At 41.8% G+C, this 24,044-nt stretch carries 21 protein-coding genes; 9 read left to right on the top strand and 12 right to left on the bottom strand.

The features are described 5' to 3' along the window. The first annotated feature begins 2 nt into the window (after window positions 1-2). The 4 genes from E2P86_RS14760 to E2P86_RS14745 all read left to right on the top strand — a co-directional run bounded on the left by E2P86_RS14760 (window position 3) and on the right by E2P86_RS14745 (window position 5,592). Window positions 3-1,727: a RagB/SusD family nutrient uptake outer membrane protein gene (locus tag E2P86_RS14760; RefSeq protein WP_134433628.1), complete on the top strand. Its 1,725-nt coding sequence runs from the start codon at window positions 3-5 to the stop codon at window positions 1,725-1,727. Window positions 1,728-1,902: 175 nt separating this feature from the next. Beyond that, on the top strand, window positions 1,903-3,207 hold the full coding sequence (gene der / locus E2P86_RS14755) for a ribosome biogenesis GTPase Der (RefSeq protein ID WP_085474345.1): 1,305 nt from the start codon (window positions 1,903-1,905) through the stop codon (window positions 3,205-3,207). 21 nt (window positions 3,208-3,228) lie between these two features. Further along, window positions 3,229-4,701 (top strand): cysteine--tRNA ligase, encoded by a 1,473-nt coding sequence (gene cysS / locus E2P86_RS14750; protein WP_134433627.1) that lies wholly within the window; start codon window positions 3,229-3,231, stop codon window positions 4,699-4,701. A 24-nt stretch (window positions 4,702-4,725) separates the two neighbouring features. Beyond that, window positions 4,726-5,592: a DUF4440 domain-containing protein gene (locus E2P86_RS14745; RefSeq protein ID WP_085474343.1), complete on the top strand. Its 867-nt coding sequence runs from the start codon at window positions 4,726-4,728 to the stop codon at window positions 5,590-5,592. A 74-nt stretch (window positions 5,593-5,666) separates the two neighbouring features. Here the strand turns inward: E2P86_RS14745 and E2P86_RS14740 are convergent, their stop codons facing one another. Then, complete coding sequence (locus E2P86_RS14740) at window positions 5,667-7,037, bottom strand: peptidylprolyl isomerase (protein ID WP_317128135.1); 1,371 nt, start codon at window positions 7,035-7,037, stop codon at window positions 5,667-5,669. Between the two features lie 175 nt (window positions 7,038-7,212). On the opposite strand from E2P86_RS14740, the gene E2P86_RS14735 reads away from it, so the two are divergent. Further along, window positions 7,213-8,304 (top strand): lactonase family protein, encoded by a 1,092-nt coding sequence (locus tag E2P86_RS14735; RefSeq protein ID WP_134433626.1) that lies wholly within the window; start codon window positions 7,213-7,215, stop codon window positions 8,302-8,304. A 232-nt stretch (window positions 8,305-8,536) separates the two neighbouring features. Here the strand turns inward: E2P86_RS14735 and mnhG are convergent, their stop codons facing one another. The 7 genes from mnhG to E2P86_RS14700 are packed head-to-tail and all read right to left on the bottom strand — an operon-like array spanning window position 8,537 to window position 14,278. After that, window positions 8,537-8,947: a monovalent cation/H(+) antiporter subunit G gene (gene mnhG / locus E2P86_RS14730; protein ID WP_085474341.1), complete on the bottom strand. Its 411-nt coding sequence runs from the start codon at window positions 8,945-8,947 to the stop codon at window positions 8,537-8,539. Continuing rightward, window positions 8,940-9,215 (bottom strand): monovalent cation/H+ antiporter complex subunit F, encoded by a 276-nt coding sequence (locus E2P86_RS14725; protein ID WP_085474340.1) that lies wholly within the window; start codon window positions 9,213-9,215, stop codon window positions 8,940-8,942. The genes mnhG and E2P86_RS14725 overlap by 8 nt, the downstream gene beginning before the upstream one ends. Further along, window positions 9,212-9,688: a Na+/H+ antiporter subunit E gene (locus E2P86_RS14720; protein ID WP_085474339.1), complete on the bottom strand. Its 477-nt coding sequence runs from the start codon at window positions 9,686-9,688 to the stop codon at window positions 9,212-9,214. Before E2P86_RS14720 ends, E2P86_RS14725 begins: the two co-directional genes overlap by 4 nt. A 3-nt stretch (window positions 9,689-9,691) precedes the next feature. Then, a complete protein-coding gene (locus E2P86_RS14715; protein WP_085474338.1) occupies window positions 9,692-11,200 on the bottom strand; it encodes a proton-conducting transporter transmembrane domain-containing protein in 1,509 nt (502 codons plus the stop codon). Further along, window positions 11,197-11,553, bottom strand: coding sequence for a Na+/H+ antiporter subunit C (locus E2P86_RS14710; protein ID WP_085474337.1), 357 nt, complete (start codon window positions 11,551-11,553; stop codon window positions 11,197-11,199). The genes E2P86_RS14715 and E2P86_RS14710 overlap by 4 nt, the downstream gene beginning before the upstream one ends. Before the next feature lies 1 nt (window position 11,554). After that, window positions 11,555-11,965, bottom strand: a complete 411-nt coding sequence (locus E2P86_RS14705; protein ID WP_085474336.1) for a Na+/H+ antiporter subunit B — start codon at window positions 11,963-11,965, stop codon at window positions 11,555-11,557. A 3-nt stretch (window positions 11,966-11,968) separates the two neighbouring features. Beyond that, on the bottom strand, window positions 11,969-14,278 hold the full coding sequence (locus tag E2P86_RS14700) for a putative monovalent cation/H+ antiporter subunit A (protein ID WP_134433625.1): 2,310 nt from the start codon (window positions 14,276-14,278) through the stop codon (window positions 11,969-11,971). Window positions 14,279-14,373: 95 nt separating this feature from the next. Here E2P86_RS14700 and E2P86_RS14695 point away from each other — a divergent pair, with 95 nt between their 5' ends. Next, the gene (locus tag E2P86_RS14695; protein ID WP_134433624.1) at window positions 14,374-15,441 is read left to right on the top strand and encodes a metallophosphoesterase; all 1,068 of its coding nucleotides are present in this window, start codon (window positions 14,374-14,376) and stop codon (window positions 15,439-15,441) included. 33 nt (window positions 15,442-15,474) lie between these two features. Here E2P86_RS14695 and acs read toward each other — a convergent pair whose 3' ends face one another. Beyond that, the gene (gene acs, locus E2P86_RS14690; protein WP_085474333.1) at window positions 15,475-17,391 is read right to left on the bottom strand and encodes an acetate--CoA ligase; all 1,917 of its coding nucleotides are present in this window, start codon (window positions 17,389-17,391) and stop codon (window positions 15,475-15,477) included. 177 nt (window positions 17,392-17,568) lie between these two features. On the opposite strand from acs, the gene E2P86_RS14685 reads away from it, so the two are divergent. Continuing rightward, window positions 17,569-18,456: a UbiA prenyltransferase family protein gene (locus tag E2P86_RS14685; RefSeq protein ID WP_134433623.1), complete on the top strand. Its 888-nt coding sequence runs from the start codon at window positions 17,569-17,571 to the stop codon at window positions 18,454-18,456. Window positions 18,457-18,466: 10 nt separating this feature from the next. On the opposite strand, the gene E2P86_RS14680 is transcribed toward E2P86_RS14685, so the two are convergent. Genes E2P86_RS14680 through rsmA form a run of 3 tightly spaced genes read right to left on the bottom strand, consistent with a single transcriptional unit; the run spans window position 18,467 to window position 21,356 of the window. Next, complete coding sequence (locus tag E2P86_RS14680; protein ID WP_134433622.1) at window positions 18,467-19,408, bottom strand: NAD(P)-dependent oxidoreductase; 942 nt, start codon at window positions 19,406-19,408, stop codon at window positions 18,467-18,469. Next, window positions 19,405-20,568, bottom strand: coding sequence for an FAD-dependent monooxygenase (locus E2P86_RS14675; protein ID WP_134433621.1), 1,164 nt, complete (start codon window positions 20,566-20,568; stop codon window positions 19,405-19,407). Before E2P86_RS14675 ends, E2P86_RS14680 begins: the two co-directional genes overlap by 4 nt. A gap of 8 nt (window positions 20,569-20,576) precedes the next feature. Next, the gene (rsmA, locus tag E2P86_RS14670) at window positions 20,577-21,356 is read right to left on the bottom strand and encodes a 16S rRNA (adenine(1518)-N(6)/adenine(1519)-N(6))-dimethyltransferase RsmA (protein ID WP_134433620.1); all 780 of its coding nucleotides are present in this window, start codon (window positions 21,354-21,356) and stop codon (window positions 20,577-20,579) included. Window positions 21,357-21,459: 103 nt separating this feature from the next. On the opposite strand from rsmA, the gene pdxA reads away from it, so the two are divergent. Both pdxA and E2P86_RS14660 read left to right on the top strand, forming a co-directional pair. Next, window positions 21,460-22,515, top strand: coding sequence for a 4-hydroxythreonine-4-phosphate dehydrogenase PdxA (pdxA, locus tag E2P86_RS14665; RefSeq protein WP_085474328.1), 1,056 nt, complete (start codon window positions 21,460-21,462; stop codon window positions 22,513-22,515). 96 nt (window positions 22,516-22,611) lie between these two features. Further along, window positions 22,612-24,030: a CCA tRNA nucleotidyltransferase gene (locus tag E2P86_RS14660; RefSeq protein WP_085474327.1), complete on the top strand. Its 1,419-nt coding sequence runs from the start codon at window positions 22,612-22,614 to the stop codon at window positions 24,028-24,030. Window positions 24,031-24,044 lie beyond the last annotated feature (14 nt).

Here is a 24,044-nt window from a genome sequence, read left to right as displayed (position 1 = left end):
ACATGAAAAAGATATTTATAGCTCTATTGGCATCTGTTGCATTGGTGTCATGTGAATTAGAAAAAGAACCCTATGGATCGATGGATACCGGACAAATTACCCAAGATCCGGAAGCGGTAATCGATGCGTTGATGAATGGTACGTATGCGCAATTAAAAGCATGGTCTGACCCCATGCACAGAGCCGGGGAATATGCGGGGGATAATATGATGATTCGTGGTTCGTCTACTGACGCTTTTTACGAATTCATCTCGTTTTCGCGTACGCCAAATAATGGCCGCCTGAACCAGTTTTGGTCTGCCGGTTATAAGGCAATAGCGCAGTCTTCCAATATCATCAACATGGTAAAGGAAGGACAAAATGCAGAATTAGATAATAGATTAGGCGAGTGTTATTACATCCGTGGATTGATGTATTTTTACTTAGTTCGCGCGTATGGTCGTCCTTACTATGATAACCCAAGTGTAAATTTGGGTATGCCTCTTGTAAATGGTACACCAGACGATGTTGTGAACATTACGCTTCCTGACCGTGCGACAGTAAAAGAAACATACGAGCAGATTATAGCGGATCTGAAAAAAGCAGAAACGATGATCACAAAGGATAAAGGCCCTATTTTTGCTTCTAAAGCAGCTGTTCAAGCAATCCTTTCGCGTGTGTACTTGTACATGAGTGGTACGTACGAATCGCCAAATGCGGAGTATGCACAACTATCGATTGATTACGCGAATAAAGTAATCAACTCAGGGGAACATGCTTTACTTGGGAGAGAGCAATTTATGAAGTACAATACCTTTACCCCAGAAAACAATCCAGAGACCATTTTTGCGGTTAAGCGTCTAGCATCGGAGTATTCCGGTAGCGACCATTACTATGGTATTGGTGGTATGTATGCGAATATCGGTGGTCAAGGTTGGGGCGAGATGTATGCGAGTGCGAAGTATATTGACCTGTTGAACGAAACAGGTCGCAATGATTGGCGTCCAAGTAAGTACAAGATAGTAGATGCGCGTGCTGCATTTATCGAACCGACTTATAGAAAGGATGCGACAACTGGTGCGTTTACCGAAGTTTTTCGCTTTATTAAAGAAGATGGGAAAGATGTGTTGAATTATGCGCAGTTGACAGTAGCACGTAATGGAAATACAATTACGTGTTCAGAGACTATTGATAAAGTGGTAACAACCTATACGTTAACACCGGTAGACGCTGCGCAAGAAATCTATTCGATCACGTATAAAGACGGTAAGACATATCAAGGTGTTTTGGATAACTTCATTACATTGAATCGGGTGTATCCACAATTCTATATTACGAAAGCATCGCGTGAAGGTGAAGATTCACATTTGCACTCTCCTGTAATCAGTCGTTTGGGCGAAATTTATTTGAACCGTGCAGAGGCGTACGCGAAATTGGGTAATTACAGCGCCGCATTAAGTGATTTGAATACGATTCGTACACGTTCTATTGTGGGTGGTGGTTACGCGTCACTAGATGCTTCAAATGCAAGTTTGCGTATCGATAAAGAGCGTCAATTGGAGTTGGCTTACCAGGCCGAACGTAGCTATGACGTATTCCGTAACGGTGGTTCACTAACACGTCAGTATCCTGGTCCACATGCGCAATTTGAAGAGATTACAGCGAAGGATTACCGTGTTATTTATTTTATTCCGCAACGTGCAATAGATACGCACCCAGGAACCCTTACACAAAATCCAACACAATAATCAATACCGATTATTTGGTATATCAAATGGCTTTGCTTCATCGCAAAGCCATTTTTTTATTGCGCCTTAATAATAGCGTATTTTATTGTAACTTTGTACCCTTGTATTTAGTATAATACAGACATAAAAATTTAGTTGCCGTGAGGTAACGCGCGAGAAAAATAATACGAAAGATATGGCAAATATTGTTGCAATTGTAGGTCGTCCGAACGTCGGAAAATCGACCTTGTTTAACCGCTTGACGGAAAGTCGTAAAGCTATTGTAGATGACTTTAGCGGGGTTACTCGTGACCGCCACTATGAAACTGCAGAATGGATTGGTAAGAAATTTACCGTAATCGATACAGGTGGTTTTGTACATGGTTCGGATGACATCTTCGAAGAGGCTATTCGTGACCAAGTACATATTGCCATTGACGAGGCTTCGGTTATCGTTTTTATGGTCGATGTAACGACAGGTATTACGGACCTGGACGATGAGATTGCCGATATTTTACGCCGTAGTTCAAAGCCGGTGTATGTTGTTGCTAATAAAGTAGACCATGCTAAGCTGCACCATGACTCTGCGGAGTTTTATGCTTTCGGCTTAGGTGATATATATAACGTTTCTTCGGCAACAGGGTCGGGAACAGGGGAGTTGTTAGATGCGGTTGTGTCGCACTTTCCAGAACCCGAAGAAGAGGAAGAAACAACCCTTCCTAAAGTTACCATCGTAGGTCGTCCGAATGTAGGGAAATCATCCCTAACGAATGCACTTCTAGGTGTCGATCGTAACATCGTTACCGATATTGCAGGTACAACGCGTGACTCGATTCGTATTCACTACAATCAGTTTGGACATGAGTTCTTGTTGATCGATACAGCCGGTGTACGTCGTAAGAGTAAGGTGAGGGAAGATATCGAGTTTTACTCGGTCATGCGTACCATCAAAGCCCTAGAAGACTCTGATGTTGTCGTGTTGATGATTGATGCCAACGACGGAATCGAAGCACAAGATATTAATATCTTCCACTTGGCGGAGAAAAATAAAAAAGGAATTGTGATTGTTGTTAATAAATGGGATACCATTGAAAAGGACAACAAAACAATGAAGGAATTTGAAGCGAAGATCAAAGAGAAAATCGCACCTTTCACGGATATTCCTATTGTCTTCACTTCGGTGACGGAGAAACAACGTATATTCAAAGTAGTGGAAACAGCGATGGAGGTATACAACAATAAAATGAAGAAAATCCCTACGTCGAAATTGAACGATGTAATGCTTCATGTGATTGAAAACTATCCGCCGCCTGCAACCAAAGGAAAATACATTAAGATCAAATATGCAACGCAGCTACCAGGAAGAGCACCTATGTTTGCTTTCTTCTGTAATCTGCCGCAATATATCAAAGATCCTTACAAGCGCTTTGTAGAGAATAAATTACGTGATAATTTTGATTTTACTGGCGTGCCTATTCAAATCTATTTCAGACAAAAATAATCTTTGCGATTTCATTTATATATGGAAAACAATCTCGTTCTCTACAACACACTAACGCGGACTAAGGAAAAGTTTGAACCATTAAATGCACCTTTTGTGGGCATGTATGTCTGTGGACCTACTGTATACAGTGATGTGCATTTGGGAAACTGTCGGACGTTTGTGTCGTTTGATCTTATCTTTCGCTATCTCTTACATTTGGGTTTCAAGGTACGTTATGTACGTAATATCACAGATGCAGGGCATTTGGAAGGTGATCGGGACGAGGGAGATGACAAATTTGCGAAGAAAGCGAAGTTGGAACAGTTGGAGCCGATGGAGATTGTACAAAAGTACACCCTGGGTTTCCACGATGTGCTACGTTTATTTAATACTATTCCACCGAGCATTGAACCTACCGCGACAGGGCATATCTCTGAGCAGATCGAGATGGTGAAACAGATCATCGAGAATGGTTATGCCTACGAAGTAAACGGTACCGTTTACTTTGATGTGGAGAAGTATGTGGAGAAACATGACTACACGATGCTTACGAACCGTAAGCTGGAAGATATGTTGAACAATACACGTGAACTGGGTGGTCAGGATGAAAAGAAAGGCCGTTTAGATTTTGCGTTGTGGATTAAGGCCAAGCCAGAACATATCATGCGCTGGCCTTCACCGTGGAGCGTTGGGTTTCCGGGTTGGCATATTGAGTGTTCAGCGATGAGCAGCAAGTACCTGGGTGCACAGTTTGATATCCACGGTGGTGGGATGGACTTGGCAGCTACACACCATACCAACGAGATTGCACAATCGGAAGCTTGTAACCATGTGCAGCCAGCAAAATACTGGATGCATACCAATATGTTGACGGTTAATGGCGCACGGATGTCCAAATCATCGGGTAACGGGTTTTTACCGCACGAGCTCTTCACGGGGAATCACCCGTTGTTAACGCGTGGATATTCGCCAATGGCAGTGCGCTTTTTTATGATGCAAGCGCATTATAGAAGTACGCTCGATTTCTCAAATGATGCTCTAGAGGCTGCTGATAAAGGTTATAAACGCCTGATGAGTGCGATTGCACTTTTGGATAAAATTCAGCCGGCAGCCAAAGGAAAATCAACAGTTGATATCGTACAGGTGCGTCAAAATTGCTACGCAGCAATGGATGATGATTTCAATAGTCCGGTGTTAATTGCTGAGTTGTTTGAGCTTGTTCGTTATATCAACGCGGTGTACGATGGCAAAGCAGTGATGGATGTTGATACTTTGACCGAGGTTAAAGCTTTGGTGCAAAACTTTGTGTTTGATGTTTTGGGCTTAAAAGATGATGTATTAGGAGCCGACACAGATAGTATGGATGACTTGATGCAAATTATTATCAATATTAGAAACGAAGCAAAGAAGAATAAGGACTTTACAACATCAGATACAATTCGGGAAGAACTTAATGCTATTGGTATTCAATTGAAAGATAGCAAAGACGGGACACTTTGGAATAAGATTTGATTATAAGAACCCAAAGTTTTATTGATGAAGTTAATACCTACCTATTCCCTCGTTACGTGCTTGCTTAGTGCTTCTGTACTTACCGTACAGGCGCAGCTGCCGGAGCGTGTCGGAAGCTTAATATCGGCTGATCGTACAGCTGCTAATATTTCGAAAACATTAAATCCGCATCAGGCTTTATTATCGATTGTCGATAAGGAGTCTACGCTGTTTGTACCTTCTCCGGTGAATGCTTTGAACTATTTGAATAATAGACCCAATATTCCGGATGTCATGAGCTGGGAACCTAATTTTGCTTTGGTTTCCAAGAGTATGGACTGGGGGGTTACTTCTGGACCCATGGAGTTTCAGAAGGTAGGGGCTGTAAAGCGCAATGGTCAGTATTTGACGGTTTGGCGTAGAGATAAAAAGGGAAATTGGAAAGTACACATTCGTGCGGAGGTTGAGAACTACGGTAAAGGTGGAAAATCAGATTTAATTTATTACGAACCAGATAACTCCTGGTACTTAAAACATCGTTCTAAAGTAAGGTTACAGCAACGTGAAGAGGTGGTGACGCAGAGTGATGAGTTGTTTTCTACCGTGCTGAAAGCAAACAATGAAGCGGCCTTTAGTGAGTTCCTCTCAGATGACGTGCGTTACTATTATCCGTGGGAAGATGAGATTGAAGGGAAAGCGAATGTGCTTGCTTTCTTGAAAAAGAAACGTATTGAGATTACAACAGAACCAACAGGCGTTGGACGTGCGTATAGCGGAGAGTATGCGTACACTTCAGGTACAGCAACGGTGCGATCCAAGGAAAAACTTGTTAAGTTCAATTATATCCGCATCTGGCAATTAAAAGATGATTACCAATGGCGGGTTATTATGGAGATGATGTTCGAAAGATAAGAACCAATCCATAAAAAGAAAGCGGCTGATTTAATTTAAATCAGCCGCTTTCTTTTTATATCCGTCCTTCTCTTCTATTCGTTATTTGCTAAAGATGTTCCAGTTTTAGTCATCCATAACTTTAGCTCATCACACTTTAGGAAGTCTTCATTGATGTCGATAAATGTATTTTCTTTACGTTGTTCAAACCATTCACTCAGCATTCGGTTTGTTTTATCCTGTTTGGCTGCTTCTTGTATTTTGGCGAAGTCTTGTGTTAGGTTTGCCTTGTGCGGTGCAATTCTAGACTTCAGGTACATAAACTTATATACATCGCTGCCCATTCTGTCTTTCGCACGGAAAGATTTTGAATATTTTCCTACTTCAAGCGGGTCAACCGCTGTAAATGTTTCGGCTTCTAATTTATTTACCGGAATAAGGCCCGTACGATCTTCTTCATTCATAATCATACCACCGGTATATTTTGTTTCGTTATTTTCAGAGTAAAGCGAAGCTGCAGTATGGAAACTAATTTTGCCGGCAACCACCTTGTCGTAGATACTGTCAATTTTTGCTTTTGCACGATCGAGACTCGCTGTCGTTGGTTTAGATTTAATCAAGACGTGGCGAACGTTAACTTCCTCGCCTCTGCGCTGCAAGACTTGTAGGAAGTGGAAACCATACATGGTTTCAAAGACCGGAGATACCTCACCTTCTTTCAAACGGAAAGCCATGGCTGAAAATTCTTTTACATAGTTGTCACGGGTTGCAAATCCTAATTCACCACCGTAGGGCGCAGAACCATCTTCTGAATATAAACGCGCTATGGTACCAAAATCAGAACCATCGATCACTTGTTTTCTATACCCTTCTGCTTTTTGTCTAAATTGATCTTTTTCTTCTTTTGTTAAAACGGGATTGATGACAATCTCGCCAACTTCTACTTCCGTATTGAAGTACGGTAAGCTGTCTTGATTTAAGCCCTCGAAATAACGCTTCACCTCTTGTGGGGTAACATTGATTGCCGACACAATATTTTGTTGCATCTTTTGCGCTTTCAATTGTTCCGAAATGTTAGGACGCATTTCTTCTTTGTACTGTAATAAAGAACGGTTCAAGAATTCTTCCAGACGTTCCTTTCCTCCTGCTTGACGTACCATCATTTGCATACGACGGTTTAAGTTGTCATCTACTTCTGCTTCTGACACCTCGATGGAGTCGATAATAGCTTGTTGAGAAAGCAACTTTTGAGTTACCAGCTGCTGTAGTAAATAACACTTAATGGTCTCATTTGGTTTTTCACCTTGTGCCAAATGCTGGGCATATTGCATTTCAACATCTGATTGCAAGATAATACTGGAGCCCACCGTGGCAACGACACGATCCACCAAACGGCTTTGTCCCATTAAATTGCTAACACCAAAAAATGCTACTATAGCTAATAAACTGATATATTTCTTCATCATATACTATCTTCTGATCAACGCTTTTAAGCGTTTCCAAAGTTACTAATTCTTTGCACGCTAAGTTATTAAAAATGTTAAATATTAATTTGCCTTTAACCATATTTAACAGGGGGAATTTTGTATTTCTTTTTGAAATAATACGTAACTTGTCAATGCCATCAAAGGAGGTAGATTTATGAAACAGACATTAGTTATTATTTTATCGTTTTTAACACTTCAAGGGGCTGCACAACAGGTTCCTTTTTTTGTGGGTACATATACCGATAAGGGCAGTCAGGGTATTTATTTCTATATGTTTGATACGAAGATTGGTACAACAGATCTTTATGCAACCACATCGGCAGAGAACCCCTCCTTTGTTGCAAAGTCTACCGATGGAAAAATGGTGTATGCGGTAAATGAGATGGGAGATCAAACGGCCGCCGTATCGGCCTATGCTTTTGATGGCGATAATCTATCGTTTGTCAATACATTGCCGACAAATGGTTCGTATCCTTGTCACATTGCTGTGAGTCAACGGGATCCGCTTGTTGTGGTGTCTAATTATGGGGGCGGATCGGCATCGGTATATAACTTGGAAAAAGACGGTAGCCTGGGACGCATGGTGCAGCATATTCAACATACCGGAAGTGGACCAGATAAGGACCGTCAAGGTGCTTCACACGTGCACTCCGCTTTCTTTACACCAGATTATAAACATGTATACCTTCAGGATTTAGGCTCGGACAAGATTACTATTTATGCTGTGGATAAAGAAAAAGGGGATTATGTACTGAAGGAAGAATCTACCTTGGCTACGCCCGCTGGCGGCGGCCCGAGACATATTGTTTTTGATGAAAAGGGCAAGAATTTATATGTGTTGCTTGAAATGAGTGCGGAAGTTGTGCACTACCGTAAGGATGGGTACAAATGGGAGCTCTTAACCGTTTCTTCTATCAATGCTGATGATTTTAAAGGAGAGAATGGGGCCGCGGAAATTAAACTTTCAAAAGACGGTAAGTTCTTATACGCCTCCAATCGGGGGGAGGCCAACTCTATTGCTTTATTTTCTGTAGATAAGGGCGGTGAATTAAAGCGGGTTAACGTATATTCCACGAAAGGGAAAGGACCACGGAATTTTAATTTATCACCCGATGAGAAGTATCTGTTGGTCGCCAATCAGTACACTAATAATATTGTGATCTTCCCGCGCAACGCAGCGACCGGAGAGCTGAGTGATGAAACACGAGAAATTAGAGTGGCAAGTCCGGTTTGCATCGCATTCTAGTAGCGATGTAAACTAGCGAAGGTGTCTAAAAAAACCTTTTTTCTGCTGTTATCCTGAGCTATTTCACACTGAGCTTGTCGAAGTGTTATGGAAGGATAAACAGCACTTTTGGCAATACATTGTGTGTTTCGATAGGTCTGCGTACCGCAGGCAGGTTCAACATGATAATTTATTGCCTTTTTTGCCTTTTTTGCCGCCCCACGCCATAAGCTACAGACAAATAACTATCAAATTACTTTGTCTCTTTTGATGTTTCGGCGATGTTTCCACGTTCATCGGTGCCTTCATCAGGATGGTTCTCTAATTCGTGCGTTTCCTTGTTGTACATTCCTGCAAGTTCATCAACAACTGTTCCTTTCCAAAGTGGTGTGCCCGTAAAATAAGCGGCACGCCCAATCATATGTGCTGCAATAGGTGCAGTGATGATAAGGAAGAAGATGATCGCGATAGCTTTGGTTGTAACCGATACATCTGGGAACATAATGGCAGCACAGATTAGTAACAAACCGACGCCGAGTGTAGAAGCCTTAACGGTCACAGAGAGGCGGAGGTAAAAATCGGGCATGCGTAAAATACCAATGGACGCAAATAATATAGAAAGTGCTCCTCCTGTGCTGAGGAGGGCTAGGATTATTTTAATCATCTTTTTGTTTTTCAATATAGTAAGCAAAAGCAACAGTGCCTAGGAAGGCAATCAGTGCAAGAATAATCGCGACATCCAGTAGTACCTTTTGGTTGGAGCGTATGCTGTAAACTGTAATGATACCAATCCCGATGGTAATGATGAGATCCAATGCAATAACACGATCGACTACGGAAGGCCCTTTAAAAAGACGGATAAATACCAGCATAACCGATATGGCCAATATGGGGAGGATAACATAGTCAAAATAGGTTTCTAAAGTAATCATCGTAATATTTCTAATAGTCTTCTTTCCAATCCTGTTTTTGTTTCGCGAACGAAAGCTTCGGGCGTGGTCAGGTACATGACATGTATATAGATTGTCTTTTTATCTTCGCTGATGTCAATGATAAGTGTGCCTGGTGTCAGGGAGATCATTGTCGTCAATAAATTGATTTCAAAATCCGTTCGTGCATTCATCGGATACTTCACAATCCCCGGTGTGAAAAAGTAACGGGGTGTAATCACATCGAAGGCAACTTGGATATTTGACTTGATAAGTTGGTATAAAAAGTAAAAAATAAAGCTTATCACCTTAGGTACGCGATAGAAATATCGTTGATCGGTTTCATTTCGGTTCATGATCCATAGGACGAAAAATCCCAGCATAAAACCGAACAGGAAGTTGGTATAAAAGAGAGAACCGGTCAGCGCTACCCAAATACCGGACAGCAGGAGGTTCATTAAAAAGTTCTTTATCATACGCTATCTATTAGTCCCTAACACGGCATTAATGTAAGGGGTCGTGTCCATTAATTCATTACTTATCTGCTCCGCAACGTGTACTACCCGTTCTGCGTTGAGGCCAATATAGAGGGTGGCCGCCGCTAAAATAGCAATAGGTAGTATCATGAGGAGTTTACGGTATAACTGCATCGGCTTAAAGCGATCATCAATCGTAACACCTTCTGGTGTGTTTTTCCAAAAAACCTGTGCCCACATATTGGCGATGACATACATGGTTACGAAACTTCCAATGATGAGCGCGATTACGAAGAAATACTGTTGCTGTGTGAAGGCTTCTTGGAAGAGAAGGATTTTTGGCCAAAAGCCGGATAATGGTGGAATTCCGACCAATGAGAACAATACGAGCGCAATCAGTAATGATATTTTTGGGTAATCTTTATACAGTCCACCAAGCTTGTTCATATCTAAGGTGCCCCGAAGTTGGCGGATGACCCCAGCAATCAAGAACATATTTGTCTTAACCATGATATCGTGAATTAGGTAAAAGACGGTCCCCATCAATGCGACCTGACTGAATAGGGCAATACCACCTATCATAAAACCAATGTGACACACAATCAAGTAAGAAAACAAACGGCGTACATTTGTCTTGATTAGTGCGCCAAAGCCGCCGGTAACAATAGTGAAAACGGCCATCACCATTAATAAGGTTCGTGTGAAATCATCTGGGATGAAAATCAAACTAAAAACACGCAGTAAGGCATAGATCCCTACCTTAGTCAACAAGCCTCCAAACGTGGCGGCTACTGCCGATGGTGGGGTATGGTAGGACGATGGTAACCAATAATAGAGTGGGAATACAGCCGATTTGATACCAAAGCCAATAATAAAAAAACAAGAGGTAATGCCTATTAAGGTTTTGTTTTGTACCGCTTGGATTTTAATGGCGAGGTCCGCCATGTTTAAGGTTCCTGTTATACCGTATAGAATGGCAATACCAGTTAAGAAAAAGGTGGAAGCGAGGATATTCATCGCCATATATTTCACTGCTCCTTCCAATTGTGCTTTTCGACCACCAAGTGTCATTAAGACAAAAGATGCGATTATAATAACTTCGAAGAAGACATATAGGTTAAATATATCACCCGTTAAGAATGCCCCATTTAGCCCCATGATCAGAAAATGAAAAATAGGGAAGTAACCGTAGAGCATCCGTTGTCGGCTTAATCCAACCGATGAAAATATCGAAACAGCAAAGCCCGCAATCGAAGTGAGTAGTACTAAAGTGACGCTAAGGAGGTCGGCAACGAAAACAATCCCAAACGGAGCATCCCAATTCGCAGCATTCATGGTTAGGATTCCATTTTCCTCCACTCGGCTGAATAAGCGGAAGGCAAGTAGTAGTCCTAGGAGGCTACCTCCAACGCTCAGAAATCGCTGCGTTACCGTTTTACGCCAGCATATCAATTGAATAATGGCGGTAAACAGGTGGATAAAGACGGGGCCTAAAATGTGGTTGTCAATCATAAATCTTCTTCTTCGGGCGTGTTTAAGTCATCTAAATCATCGGAGTCAACCAATGCGTATACTCGTTTTAGCAATACAATGGCAAATGAAGTCAGTCCAAAACTGATTACAATTGCCGTTAAGATTAGTGCCTGTGGGATAGGGTCGGCATATATATCTTGGAAAATTTTGTAGGATTCGTCAATCACAGGCGGTTTAGCTTTCGTGATTTTTCCCAATAAAAAGATTAAGATGTTGGTTGCATTCCCCAATAGCATGATACCCAAAAGCAATTTAACCATACTCCGACGGAGAATCAAATACACGCCACCGGCGTACAGAAGACCAATAACCAATATTAATAGTAGCTCCATATTACCCTTCTAAAGAAATGGTGAACAGAATGGTGAGTACCACGCCGATAACGACGAAATAGACCCCTAAATCAAAAAACAACGAACTCCCAATCATACCAATTACCGGTATGGGTTGCTCAAACCATAAGCCTGTCATCGGAGGAAGACCAAACAACAAGGGAATCACGACGCTAAGGGCAGAAATTCCTAAACCTATTGGAATCAAAGAAATCGGCTTATAGCGTAATATTTTCATGGTACTCTCCGTGCCATTGGCGAAACTGTGTAAGACAAAAGCAATAGATGCGACTAGTCCGCCGACAAAACCGCCTCCTGGATAGTAATGGCCGCGTAGGAGGAGGAAAAAAGAAAACAACAATAAAATCGGTAACAGATATCGTGTTGCGGTTTGTAAAATTGCACTTTTCATATGCTATTCTTTTTCGGAGGATTTTAAACGTAACTTAATTAAACTATAAACACCCAATGCAGCAATAGCAAGTACCACCGTTTCGAACATTGTATCGATACCTCTATAGTCTACAAGAATGACGTTGACCACATTTTTTCCCTTGGCAAGGAGATACGAATTTTCACCGTAAAACGAGCTTATTTCTGTCGTATTTGGTTCGTACAATACACGTAATGCTATAAGTGCGAGAATTGTACCGAAACCTAATGCCACTACAGCGTCACGCACCAAGATGCCTTTTTTAGCAAAGTTCATGAAGCTAGGTAATTTATAGAGTACCAAAACAAAAAGCACCGTGGTTAATGTATCGATGGTGAACTGTGTCATAGCTAGATCAGGAGCGCTATAAAAAACAAACATTAGACAGATACAGTACCCGATAACACTGGTGGAGACGACGGATGTGAGTCTTGATTTGGTCGTCACAATAATATATAAGGCACCTAGAAGTACCAGCATAATAACCACTTCATACCACGAGGGAGGCGTCAATACGGAAAAATCGATACTGATCGGGCCACTGAGCCACAGTTTATAACCAAGCAATAACTCGGCAAACAGGATAATCTTGAAGTGGTAGGAGCGAAGGTAGCCATCATGGAATAAATGAGTGTACCAATTGGAAAAGCGCTTTATATCGTAGGCGTAACCTGTAATAATACGTTGCGGCGAAATGCGGTTGAATTTTTCTATTGCGGCTAATTTCAGGATACTTGGTTTATTAATAAGGTATACGAAAGTCCCGATCGCCAACGTGGCCAAACTGAGCAGTAATACCGTATTTACGCCGTGCCATATTTTGAGGTGCATGGCTGTTTCGCCCCCCCAGATGCTATTGGCTGTACGGTGATTTAATAAATCGCCCACTAAACCTGGGAAGCAACCAAACACGAGACCCAATATGGCCAATATGAGTGGAGGTAACCACATCGATGTATAGGGCAAATGTATTTTTTCGTACGCTTGTGGCAGCTTCCCTGTAAAAGGTTTTATACCGGCCATAAATCCTGCAGCGACAAGCGCTACATTTGTTGTGACCGCGAGTACCGTTAGCCATAAGGCCAAGTGAGAAGGTGCATGGAGAGTTGCTTCGTATATGAGATCCTTACCGATAAATCCGAAGGTCAAAGGTACTCCAGCACTGGAGAGCGCTGCTAGAAGTGCGGCAATAAAAACAGGAGCCAGTACTTTGCGAAGACCAGATAGATGCGTGAGGTCACGCGTATGTGTTTCATGGTCAATAATTCCCGTTACCATAAATAAGGTCGCCTTGTAGAGCGCATGAACCAGAATGAAAACACTGGCTGCAACAATAGCTTCTTTTGATCCTAATCCCAATAAAAAAGTGAGAACACCAAGTGCCGAAATGGTGGAGTATGCTAGGATAGCTTTTAAATCTATACGGAATAATGCATGTATTGCCGCATAGAGCATGGTGAAACCACCTACAATCATCAAGGTGTAATTCCAAAGGTCGGTGTTTCCTAAAATTGGGGTAAAGCGGGCTAGCAGGTATATTCCTGCTTTGACCATCGTTGCCGAGTGGAGGTAAGCCGAGACCGGCGTTGGCGCTTTCATAGCACCCGGGAGCCAAAAATGAAATGGGAATTGTGCTGACTTGGTGAATGCTCCAATCAGTATAAACCCGACAAATAGCGGGTATAGTTGGTGGCTGGTTATAATGTTGTGTTGAGCGACAAGATCACTAATCACGTAAGTACCGGCGATATTCCCAAGTAAAACTAAACCTGCCAATAAAAAGAAACCACCGATTCCGGTTATGCTTAAGGCTGTGAGCGCGCTCTTTCTGGAGTCCGCATTATCGTTATTAAAACCAATCAGGAAGAAGGAACTAATACTGGTCAGTTCCCAGAAAATAAAAAGGGTAATAATATTATTCGATAAAACAACACCCAACATGGCGCTCATGAAGAGCAATAAATAGCCGAAGAAACGATCGTAGTACTGATGTCCTTTGAGGTAGGTGCGCGCGTAAAAGAAAATCGCAGAACCAATGCCTGTGATGAGCAATGCAAAAAGGAGAGATAAGCCGTCTAGTTTGAAATCTAAATTAATGCCTAGGGAAGGAACCCAAGGTAGATGTTGTAGAAAATTAGTTCCGCTAGCAACATCCGGGACATAAAGTAGATAAACAATAAATAGCAGTACAGGTATAAAAGGGAGTAAAATACTCCATTTTGTTTTAATAAACTTGCCAAAAGGAACGAGAAGGCTTGATGTTATTAATCCTGTTAAAACAGTAAATAGCATGCAGTCTTGTATTTTATTAATGATGGAACCGACATAAAAATACAAAAAATACCCGTTTTTTGCGTTACTTTCTTGATAAATATTAATTTTAGGCCATGAAAAACATCAAACTAACTTTCCTTTTATTGAGCTTGTTTTGGAGCTTACAAGGATATGCACAGTACCAAAAACCTACATTAACAGATAAAGACTCGTGGTCGTTGGTTCTTCTTCCTGATCCTCAAACGTATTCGCGCTATCATCGCAATGGTGGTATTTTAAATTTAATGACCAGTTGGATCTACGAGAATGTGGAGGCCTTGAATATGCAATTTGTGCTGTGTACAGGAGACTTGGTGGAGCAGAATGATTTTATGAATCCACAGGGCAATACGGGCAATATGAACAGCCAGCAGCAATGGAGCTTTGTACGCAGTGCTTTTTCAAAATTCGATAACCATGTGCCTTATGTACTGGCGACAGGAAATCATGATTATGGCTATAAAAGTGCAGAATACAGATCAACTAATTACGATAAGTATTTTTCGGTGGAGCAAAATAGCATGAATTTTAGAGCACTTCGTGAAATTGGTCCTGCTTTAAACGGTGCGTCTACTAGTGTCAATGCATTGTACGAGTTTAAAACACCACAAAATAAGAATATTTTGGTGATGGTGCTTGAGTTTGGACCTCGAGATACTGTGGTAAATTGGGCGAAGGATGTGCTGAACAACAAGAAGTATGTGGATAAAGATGTAATCTTATTAACGCACGTTTTCTTGAATAAAAACAGTAACCACATCAAAACGCAGAAGTATAAGATGGAAGATGTAAACTATGGAGAAGCTTTATTTGAGAAGTTGGTGAAGCCATCCAAAAATATCCGTCTTGTATTTTCAGGACATATTGGTGATCCTGATGTCTTTGACGGGCACTTAGGTTTCAGACAAGATAAAAATATGTCTGGTAAAACTGTGACGCAAATGACTTTTAATGCGCAGGCCATGGGGGGCGGATGGCATGGTAATGGGGGGGACGGATGGTTACGCTATCTTGAGTTTTTGCCGGATGGAAATACGGTAAAAGTGAAAACATTCTCACCTTTATTTGCCATTTCTCCAGCAACACAAAGTATGGCTTATAAAACAGAAGCCAATCAAGAATTTACTTTCACATTAAACTAAAATAAAAAGGGCGCTTTAAGCGCCCTTTTTATTTTATCGTTGAAACTCTTGCGAGCCCTTGATAATCGAGTCAACAACAGTTGGATCTTGTAAGGTTGATGTATCGCCCAGGTTCTTGATATCGCCTTCTGCAATCTTACGTAAGATACGGCGCATAATCTTTCCAGAACGTGTTTTTGGCAAGTCGCTTACAAACTGAATAATATCTGGTTTTGCAATCGCACCAATCAGACGCGTGATTGTTTGCATAATATCTTTACGCGTGCTTTCCGCATCGATATGGTGATTCGCAATAACATACGCATAGATACCTTGTCCTTTTACAGGATGCGGATAACCAACAATGGCAGACTCAACTACATCGGAGTGCATATTAATGGCATTTTCTACCTCGGCCGTTCCGATACGGTGACCAGAAACATTCAACACATCATCTACACGTCCTGTAATCTTATAGTAGCCTTCTGGGCTTCGGTAACAACCATCACCGGTGAAGTATTTGTTCTCGTAAGTCGCAAAGTATGTTTGTCTACAACGCTCGTGGTCGCCCCATGTTGTGCGTAGCATACCTGGCCAAGGGAACTTGATACATAGGTTTCCGGTCACATCGTTACCTTCGATTTCATTACCATGTTCATCCATTAGGCACGGTTGTACGCCCGGAAGTGGCAACATTGCATAACTCGGTACCGTTGGAGAAATACCGGCCATCGGTGCGATTAGGATACCTCCGTTTTCCGTTTGCCACCATGTATCTACAATTGGCGCTTTACCTTTACCAATTTTCTCATTATACCAGTGCCACGCTTCTTCATTGATCGGCTCACCCACAGATCCCAGCTTACGGATGCTACTCAAGTCTTTACTGTCGACATACTCGTCGCCAAATGCCATAAGGGAACGAATAGCGGTTGGTGCTGTATAGAGAATGTTTACTTTATGTTTGTCTACAACATCCCACAAACGACCTGCATCTGGGTAGGTTGGTGTACCTTCGAACATCAAGGAAACGGCGCCCTGCGATAAAGGACCGTAAACGATATAACTGTGTCCCGTGATCCAGCCAATATCTGCCGTACAGAAGTGCACTTCCCCCGGTTGATATTGAAATACATTGGAGAACGTATAACCGGTATACACCATGTATCCTCCCGTAGTATGTACGACTCCTTTTGGTTTACCCGTAGATCCAGATGTGTACAAAATAAATAGCGGATCTTCAGCATCCATTTCTTCTGCAGGGCATGGTGGATTTCCTTGTGTTTCCACTTTACTGATCTCATCTTCCCACCAAACATCACGTCCCTTGATCATCGATACTGGGGTGCGGGTACGCGTGAGTACAATGACACGTTCTACTGTTTTACATTGCATTAAGGCGTCATCAACAATGGATTTTAACTCCAATGTTTTGTTCGCTCTAAATCCACCATCGGCGGTAACTACTAATTTACATTCGGCATCGTTGATACGATCGGCAATAGATTGTGCGGAGAAACCTCCGAACACGACAGAGTGAATCGCTCCAATACGAGCACAAGCAAGTACCGCAATAACAAGCTCAGGAACCATTGGTAAGTAGATACATACACGGTCACCTTTTTTAACATTGTTGTTCTTTAGTACATTAGCGAAAGTTTCAACCTTGGCTAAAAGTTGCTTATAGCTGAGTACACGGTGTGATTCATTCGGGTCGTTAGGCTCCCAAATGATAGCAGGCTTATCGCCATACTTATAGATATGTCTGTCAAGACAGTTTTCGGTAATGTTTAATTTTCCTCCTTCGAACCATTTTACATTCGGTTCTGTGAAATTCCAATTTAATACATTCGTCCATTTTCTTTTCCAAAAGAAATTTTCAGCAATTTCTCCCCAAAATGCTTTAGGATCCTCAACGCTACGTTTGTAGACTTCCTGATACTCCTCAAAACTTGTAATCTGTAGGCTCATATTCTCGGTAAAATTTTGTTATTTATTCGAAGCAGCCACTTATTTATTCATTTGTGTCTGAATCGAATCTTAATAGGCTAATTTAGTTTTTTTTGCCATTATTGTCAATTTTAAATATAAAAATGCCTTATTTTGATTAATTTAATGCAAGAATTTAAATAAATTGTATCGTCGGTTATGAAGTTGTTAAGGAGGGTCTATTATGTTTTGATTTTCACGAACATATTGATAGCTGTTGCAGCCGCGGCACAATGCGCTTTGACGTATTTAATATTTGACCAGCCTTATAATCTATTTATCATTCTGATAGAAGGCGCAGCAACCTTATTGTTGTATAATTTTAGCTTTCTGTTATCTAAGCCCAAACAGCCGGCGGAGTCTGCCTATGCACGCACCCGATGGGTGTTTCGGTATGAATGGCTGTTATGGCTGAATATGATTATTGCGGCATGTGTTTTAGTTTACGCACTTTTCCACGTGCATCTGTATACTTGGTTATTTCTAGGTGTAATAGGGGCGGTCAGTATTTTGTATTCTTTCCCCATCATTCCCTACCAAGGCAAATGGGTAGGGTTGCGGCAGCTGCCAGCGATGAAAATTTTTCATATTGCGCTGGTTTGGACGCTTAGTTCGGTTGCTCTGCCAGCAGTAGAACTTTGGGCACAAGGGGAAACGGTTGACAGTGTCTTATTTTATAGCCTTTTTGCTTTTAAATTCCTCTTTTTGGTGATTTGTACCTTGCCGTTTGATATCCGAGATATTGCACAGGATTCCTACTATCACCTTCGGACAATCCCCAGTATGTTAGGCGTAGAGAAGGCAATTCGATTATGCTACATACTTGTAGCGATACACAGTTTATTGGTCGTCTTTTCTTCCGCTATTCCTTGGCCTATAAAAGGAGGGATATTAGCGACAAATCTCCTTATTGCTATATTTTATCGGTTTTTTATTTTTGAGAAGAAAGGACATTATCACTATACCTATCTGCTCGATCTGGCCTTGGTATTACAGTTCGTATTTGTATTACTTTCCGTTGCTTTGTTTCGAGCTTTCGGGGGGTAAATGCATTACGTTAGTTTGCTGTATGTTCCAAAGCAATTATTTTCTCTGCCAACACATCGGATAACTTGTAGTAACTTTCGTACGTCCATCCTGCGACATGTGGGCTTAGTAATACATTATCACGGGAGCTAAGGTCATGAAACCATTCTTGTTCGCCAAGTGAAGGGAATTTTTCGATTGGCAAAACATCGAAAGCAGCAGCGATAATCTTTTTCGAATTCAGTGCTTTTAATACCGCCGGTACTTGGACGATTCCGCCGCGTGCGCCCATTAAAAAGAAGATAGGTTTGCGGAAATGGAACAGGTATTCATCATCTACAAGGCCTTTGGTTTCGGTCGTTAAAGGGATATGAAAGCTCAAAATATCAGCTTGCTTCACCACTTCTTCCATGGACACTTCACGGGCATAGTTGTCCGAGAATCCTGTCTTGTACTTGTCGTAAGCAATGACGTTAACCTCGAATCCGGCGAGCTTTTTAGCCATGGCTTGACCGTTGTGACCATATCCAATGAGGGCGACTGTTTTTCCTTTAAGCTCATGGCCTCGATTTTCTTCACGGCGCCATTGGCCTTTTTCGGTAATTTCTTTATGTGCACGATTCAAGTTGTTCATGAGGCTCAACAACATCCCGATCATATGCTCCCCAACAGCATCCCGGTTGCCTTCATTGGCTGGAATCAACACAATTCCTTTGGATGTTGCATAATGCTCATCGATATTGTCCATCCCTGCTCCGGCACGTCCGATAAACTGGAGGTTCGTACCTAAGTCAATAAAATCTCGGTCCACTTGAAATTTGGAGCGAATGATCAAACCCGTGTAATTACTGATGATTGCCGCCGCACCTTCGCGATCTATGTTGGGTTGGTAATCATACGCTAAGCCCGCTGATTTCAACTTTTCCAGTAAGATTTCGTGTATATCGTCGACGATTAATATCTGTGTTTTCATCTTCTTTTGTTAATAGTCATGAAGTCTTCGCTAAGCAATTGCTGGAGCTTCGATTGCATAAATCGGGCAGGTAAGTTGCGCATGAAAAAGTTGCGTACTGCAATGAGGTTTCTGTTTTCCCATTGCGCTACCTTTCCAATCTGCCAGGATGTGTTGGTGATATAGCGCGTACGGTGTAAGCGTCTTTCATTCACATGCTGGAAGACAGTTTCTATAGCTGGATTTGTTTTGAGCTCATCCATCAATACAACGGCATCTTCGATAGCTTGGCAAGCTCCTTGCCCCATATTAGGAGTCGTCGCATGTCCGGCATCACCTAACAATAAAACCCGGTTGTAGGCGAGCGTATCCAGCGGTTTGATATCGATAATATCATTCCAAAGAAGCTGTTCGTCTTGTGTGTTTTTTAATAATGTTTGAATATCTGTATGATAGCTACGGAAATGGCGTTGTAGATCCGCGATTTTATAGGCGGCATATGTTGGGTTATTTTCGGAGGCATTAATACACGCATACCAGTAAATTTTATCGTTTACAAGTGGTGTCATCCCAAAGCGCCCCAAGGCACCCCAGGTTTCACTGCCCTCTTTCAAATTAATATCCGTATTGTCTATTACGGCCCGCCAACATGTATATCCTGAATATCGAGGTGCCGATTGTGGAATCAATTGTTGACGAAGTTTTGATCGTACGCCATCTGTGATTAATAGATACTCGGCCTCAACCTTTTGTCCATCCGCAAAGTGAAGAACGATCCCATCTTTGTTTTGTTCTAAATTGAGGGCTTCTTTACCGAGTAGAATAGTTTCCGGCGGGAGCTGATCGATTAAAAAACGATGCAAATCAGCACGGTGTATGGCGAAGTTCAGTTGCTGAAAATTCTTGGCAATTTCTGCGGTGTCAGGTGCCGCGATAACTCGCCCTTTTTGATCCAGAATAGCGTAAGAGGAGAGGAAATGACCTATTTTTTCGACACCTTGGCGAAGTCCGAGCAGGTCGAATGCATGCATCGCGTTGGCTGCAAGACCAAAACCTGCGCCGATACCTTTTAGCACAGGAGTACGTTCGTAAATAATAGGTTCGTACCCCAGTTTGCGAAGACCAATAGCTGCGGTAAGGCCTGCAATTCCTCCGCCAACAATAGCAAATCTGGCTTTCATCTTATGGGCTATAAAACAGTCATAATTTCGTTCGTGAGACTTTCAAAGTCTTTTACACTGAGTCGTTCTGCACGTAGTTCGTATAGTGGATTATCGCTCATTTTATCTTTGGGAACAACAGCTGACAAGGCATTGCGCAGTGTTTTGCGTCGTTGGTTAAAACCTGCTTTTACGACACGCCAAAATAGTTTTTCATCACAATCCAAGGTGGCACGGCCGTTTCTGGTCATCCGCATCACACCCGATTGTACTTTTGGCGGCGGGTTGAAAGCGCCTGCTTTTACCGTGAATAGATATTGAACATCATAGTAGGCTTGTAAGAAAACGCTTAATATGCCATATTCCTTACTTCCTGGCTTAGCGACACAACGCTCTGCCACTTCTTTTTGGAACATCCCCGCCATTTGTACCACGCGGTCTCGTTCGTCCAAGATCTTAAACAAGATTTGAGAAGAAATATTGTACGGAAAATTTCCGATGACCGCCATCTTATCTCCAAAGTACGCGCCAAAATCCAAAGCCAGGAAATCCCCATGAATAAGTCGGTCTCCCAATTGCGGATACTTGTCGGCTAGAAACGCAATGGACTCGTCGTCAATGTCGATAAGCCAGGTCTCGTATTCCTTTTTTTCTAATAGAAAATCAGAAAGAACACCCATACCAGGTCCCACCTCTAATACTTGTGTAAACCCTAATGAAGGATCCAAAGCTTCTACAATTTTTTGAGCCGCATTCTTATCATTTAAGAAATGTTGTCCCAAGTGTTTCTTTGCGCGTACTGTACTCATAGCTTATCGAATAGAATGCAAAGATAGTTATTCCGAACAATTTGCTTTTCAAACAGCCTTTTGTTTGCTAAATTTTGTAATTTTGAATCAAAGCTTTTGAAAGATGAGTGAAAAACTAAAAATAGGTATTACTGTAGGCGACATCAATGGTATAGGTTTAGAAGTTATTATTAAATCCTTAATGGATAATAGAGTTCTCGAATACTTTACACCTATTGTTTATGGAAATACTAAAGTTGCATCTTTCCACCGGAAGGCAATTGGGGTGCAGGATTTTAGTTTCAATGTAATTAATTCACCAGATCAAGCTAATCCTAAACGCTCTAATATTATCAACTGTTGGCAGGAGGACGTTAAGATCACTTTGGGTGAGCAGAATGAAATAGGTGGAAAATATGCCTTTCTTTCCCTTGAAAAAGCAGTTGAAGATCTAAATGCTGGTCGTATAGATGCGTTGGTGACAGCGCCAATCAATAAGCACAATATCCAACAAGACGGTTTTAACTTTCCCGGACATACGGAGTATTTACAGGCGAAGTCTAATGCATCGGATGTGCTTATGTTTATGATTACCGAAGAGCTCCGTGTAGGGGTCGTTACGGGACATATTCCAGTAAAGGATATCGCGTCTTCGATCACAGAGGAGGCTATTATGCAGAAATTAAAGATGATGCATGAGAGCTTAAAGAAGGATTTCTGGGTTCAAAAACCTAAAATCGCTGTTCTAGGGCTTAATCCACATGCGGGTGATAATGGCATCATTGGAACAGAGGATGATGAAATCATTAGACCGGCTATCGAAAAAGCAAATCAGGAAGGTGTGTTCTGTTTTGGTCCATATCCAGCAGATGGTTTCTTTGCAACAGATAGTTATACCAAGTTTGATGCGGTTTTGGCGATGTATCACGATCAGGGATTGATCCCTTTCAAACATATTGCCTCGCGTCAAGGTGTAAATTATACGGCTGGATTACCGGTAGTACGAACTTCGCCAGATCATGGCACCGGATATGATATTGCAGGGAAAAATTTAGCCTCACATGAATCTTTTTTAGAAGCGATTTTTAAGGCGGTACATATTGTTAAATGTCGTAGAGAACAGGCTGAACTGACAGCGAATCCGCTTGCTTTCCGTCGACTTTCTAAAGACCGTGACTAAGAAGCGAGCTGCTTTTAAATAACGATAGATACCGAATTGTATCTTAATTTTGCGTATTTTTGCCCGCTAATAGATTTTTACCTACACAGGGTTGCTATGCGAGAGAATTTACAACATCCTATTTTTCAAATAATCAAAGATTTAGCGGATAAAGAACAGGTCGAGTGCTATGTAATCGGCGGTTTTGTTCGGGACCGAATTATGGGCCGTCCGTTCAAGAATGATGTGGATATTGTAGTTGTTGGGAGTGGGATTGATTTTGCAACTAAATTGGGGGAAATCCTTCATACAAAGGTTGCGGTATACAAGAGCTTCGGAACGGCCATGTTGGTGCATGATCAAATAAATATTGAGTTTGTAGGCGCACGTCGAGAATCTTATCGGTCGAATTCACGCAACCCGATTGTTGAAGATGGCACACTGGAAGATGATCAAAATCGCCGCGATTTTACCATCAACGCGATGGCATATTGCCTAAATGGTGATCGCTATGGTGAGCTCGTCGATCCTTTTAATGGGGTTGGGGATATTGAAGAGCGGATAATAAAGACACCACTTGACCCGACGATAACCTTCTCGGATGATCCGTTACGGATGATGCGTGCTATCCGTTTTGCGACCCAACTTAATTTTAAAATTGATATAGCGGCTATCCAAGCTATTGTGGATAATGCCGAACGGATTCAGATTATTTCGAAAGAACGAATTGCAGATGAATTAAATAAGATTGTCTTAGCGACAAAACCATCTATTGGTTTTAAATATTTGTTTGATACCGGGTTGCTAAAACTTATTTTTCCAGCTATGCAGCAATTGTATGGTGTAGACGTTATTGATGGACGTGGACATAAAGATAACTTTTACCATACATTGGAAGTACTGGATAATGTGGCTGAAATGTCGGATGATTTGTGGTTGAGATGGGCGGCCATTATGCATGATATTGCAAAACCAGCAACGAAGCGTTTCGATAAGCGAGTGGGGTGGACCTTTCATGGGCACGAGGATCGTGGGGCTAAGATGGTTCCAAAGTTATTTGCGGAACTAAAGTTACCCTTGAACGAGAAGATGAAGTTTGTTCAAAAGCTGGTTCAATTGCATTTAAGACCAATCGTCTTGGCGCAAGATATCGTTAGTGATTCAGCGGTGCGTCGCTTGTTATTTGAGGCAGGTGATGATATCGATGCATTGATGATGTTATGCCATGCGGATGTGACTACAAAAAACGAGTTTAAGAAGAAAAAGTATAGAGATAACTTTGAACTCGTTAAACAAAAGCTTAGAGATGTGGAGGAACGGGATCAGATCCGTAATTGGCAACCACCAGTAAGCGGAGAAGATATTATGCAGCTCTTTGGACTAGGTCCTGGACGTGTGATTGGAATGCTTAAGAATGCAATGCGTGAGGCTATTCTAGAAGGGGAGATCGCGAACAATAGAGCAGAAGCCTTGGGGTTTGTATTGAAACGTGGGGAGGAAATGGGCTTGACAGCTAAAAATAATGTGTTGCTTTAATTTTTTAAAAATTA

The sequence above is a fragment of the Sphingobacterium psychroaquaticum genome, from assembly GCF_004421025.1.
GTDB classification, from domain to species: Bacteria; Bacteroidota; Bacteroidia; order Sphingobacteriales; family Sphingobacteriaceae; genus Sphingobacterium; species Sphingobacterium psychroaquaticum.
Note: the sequence above shows the minus strand (reverse complement) of the source record. Positions and strands in the feature narration are given on the sequence as shown.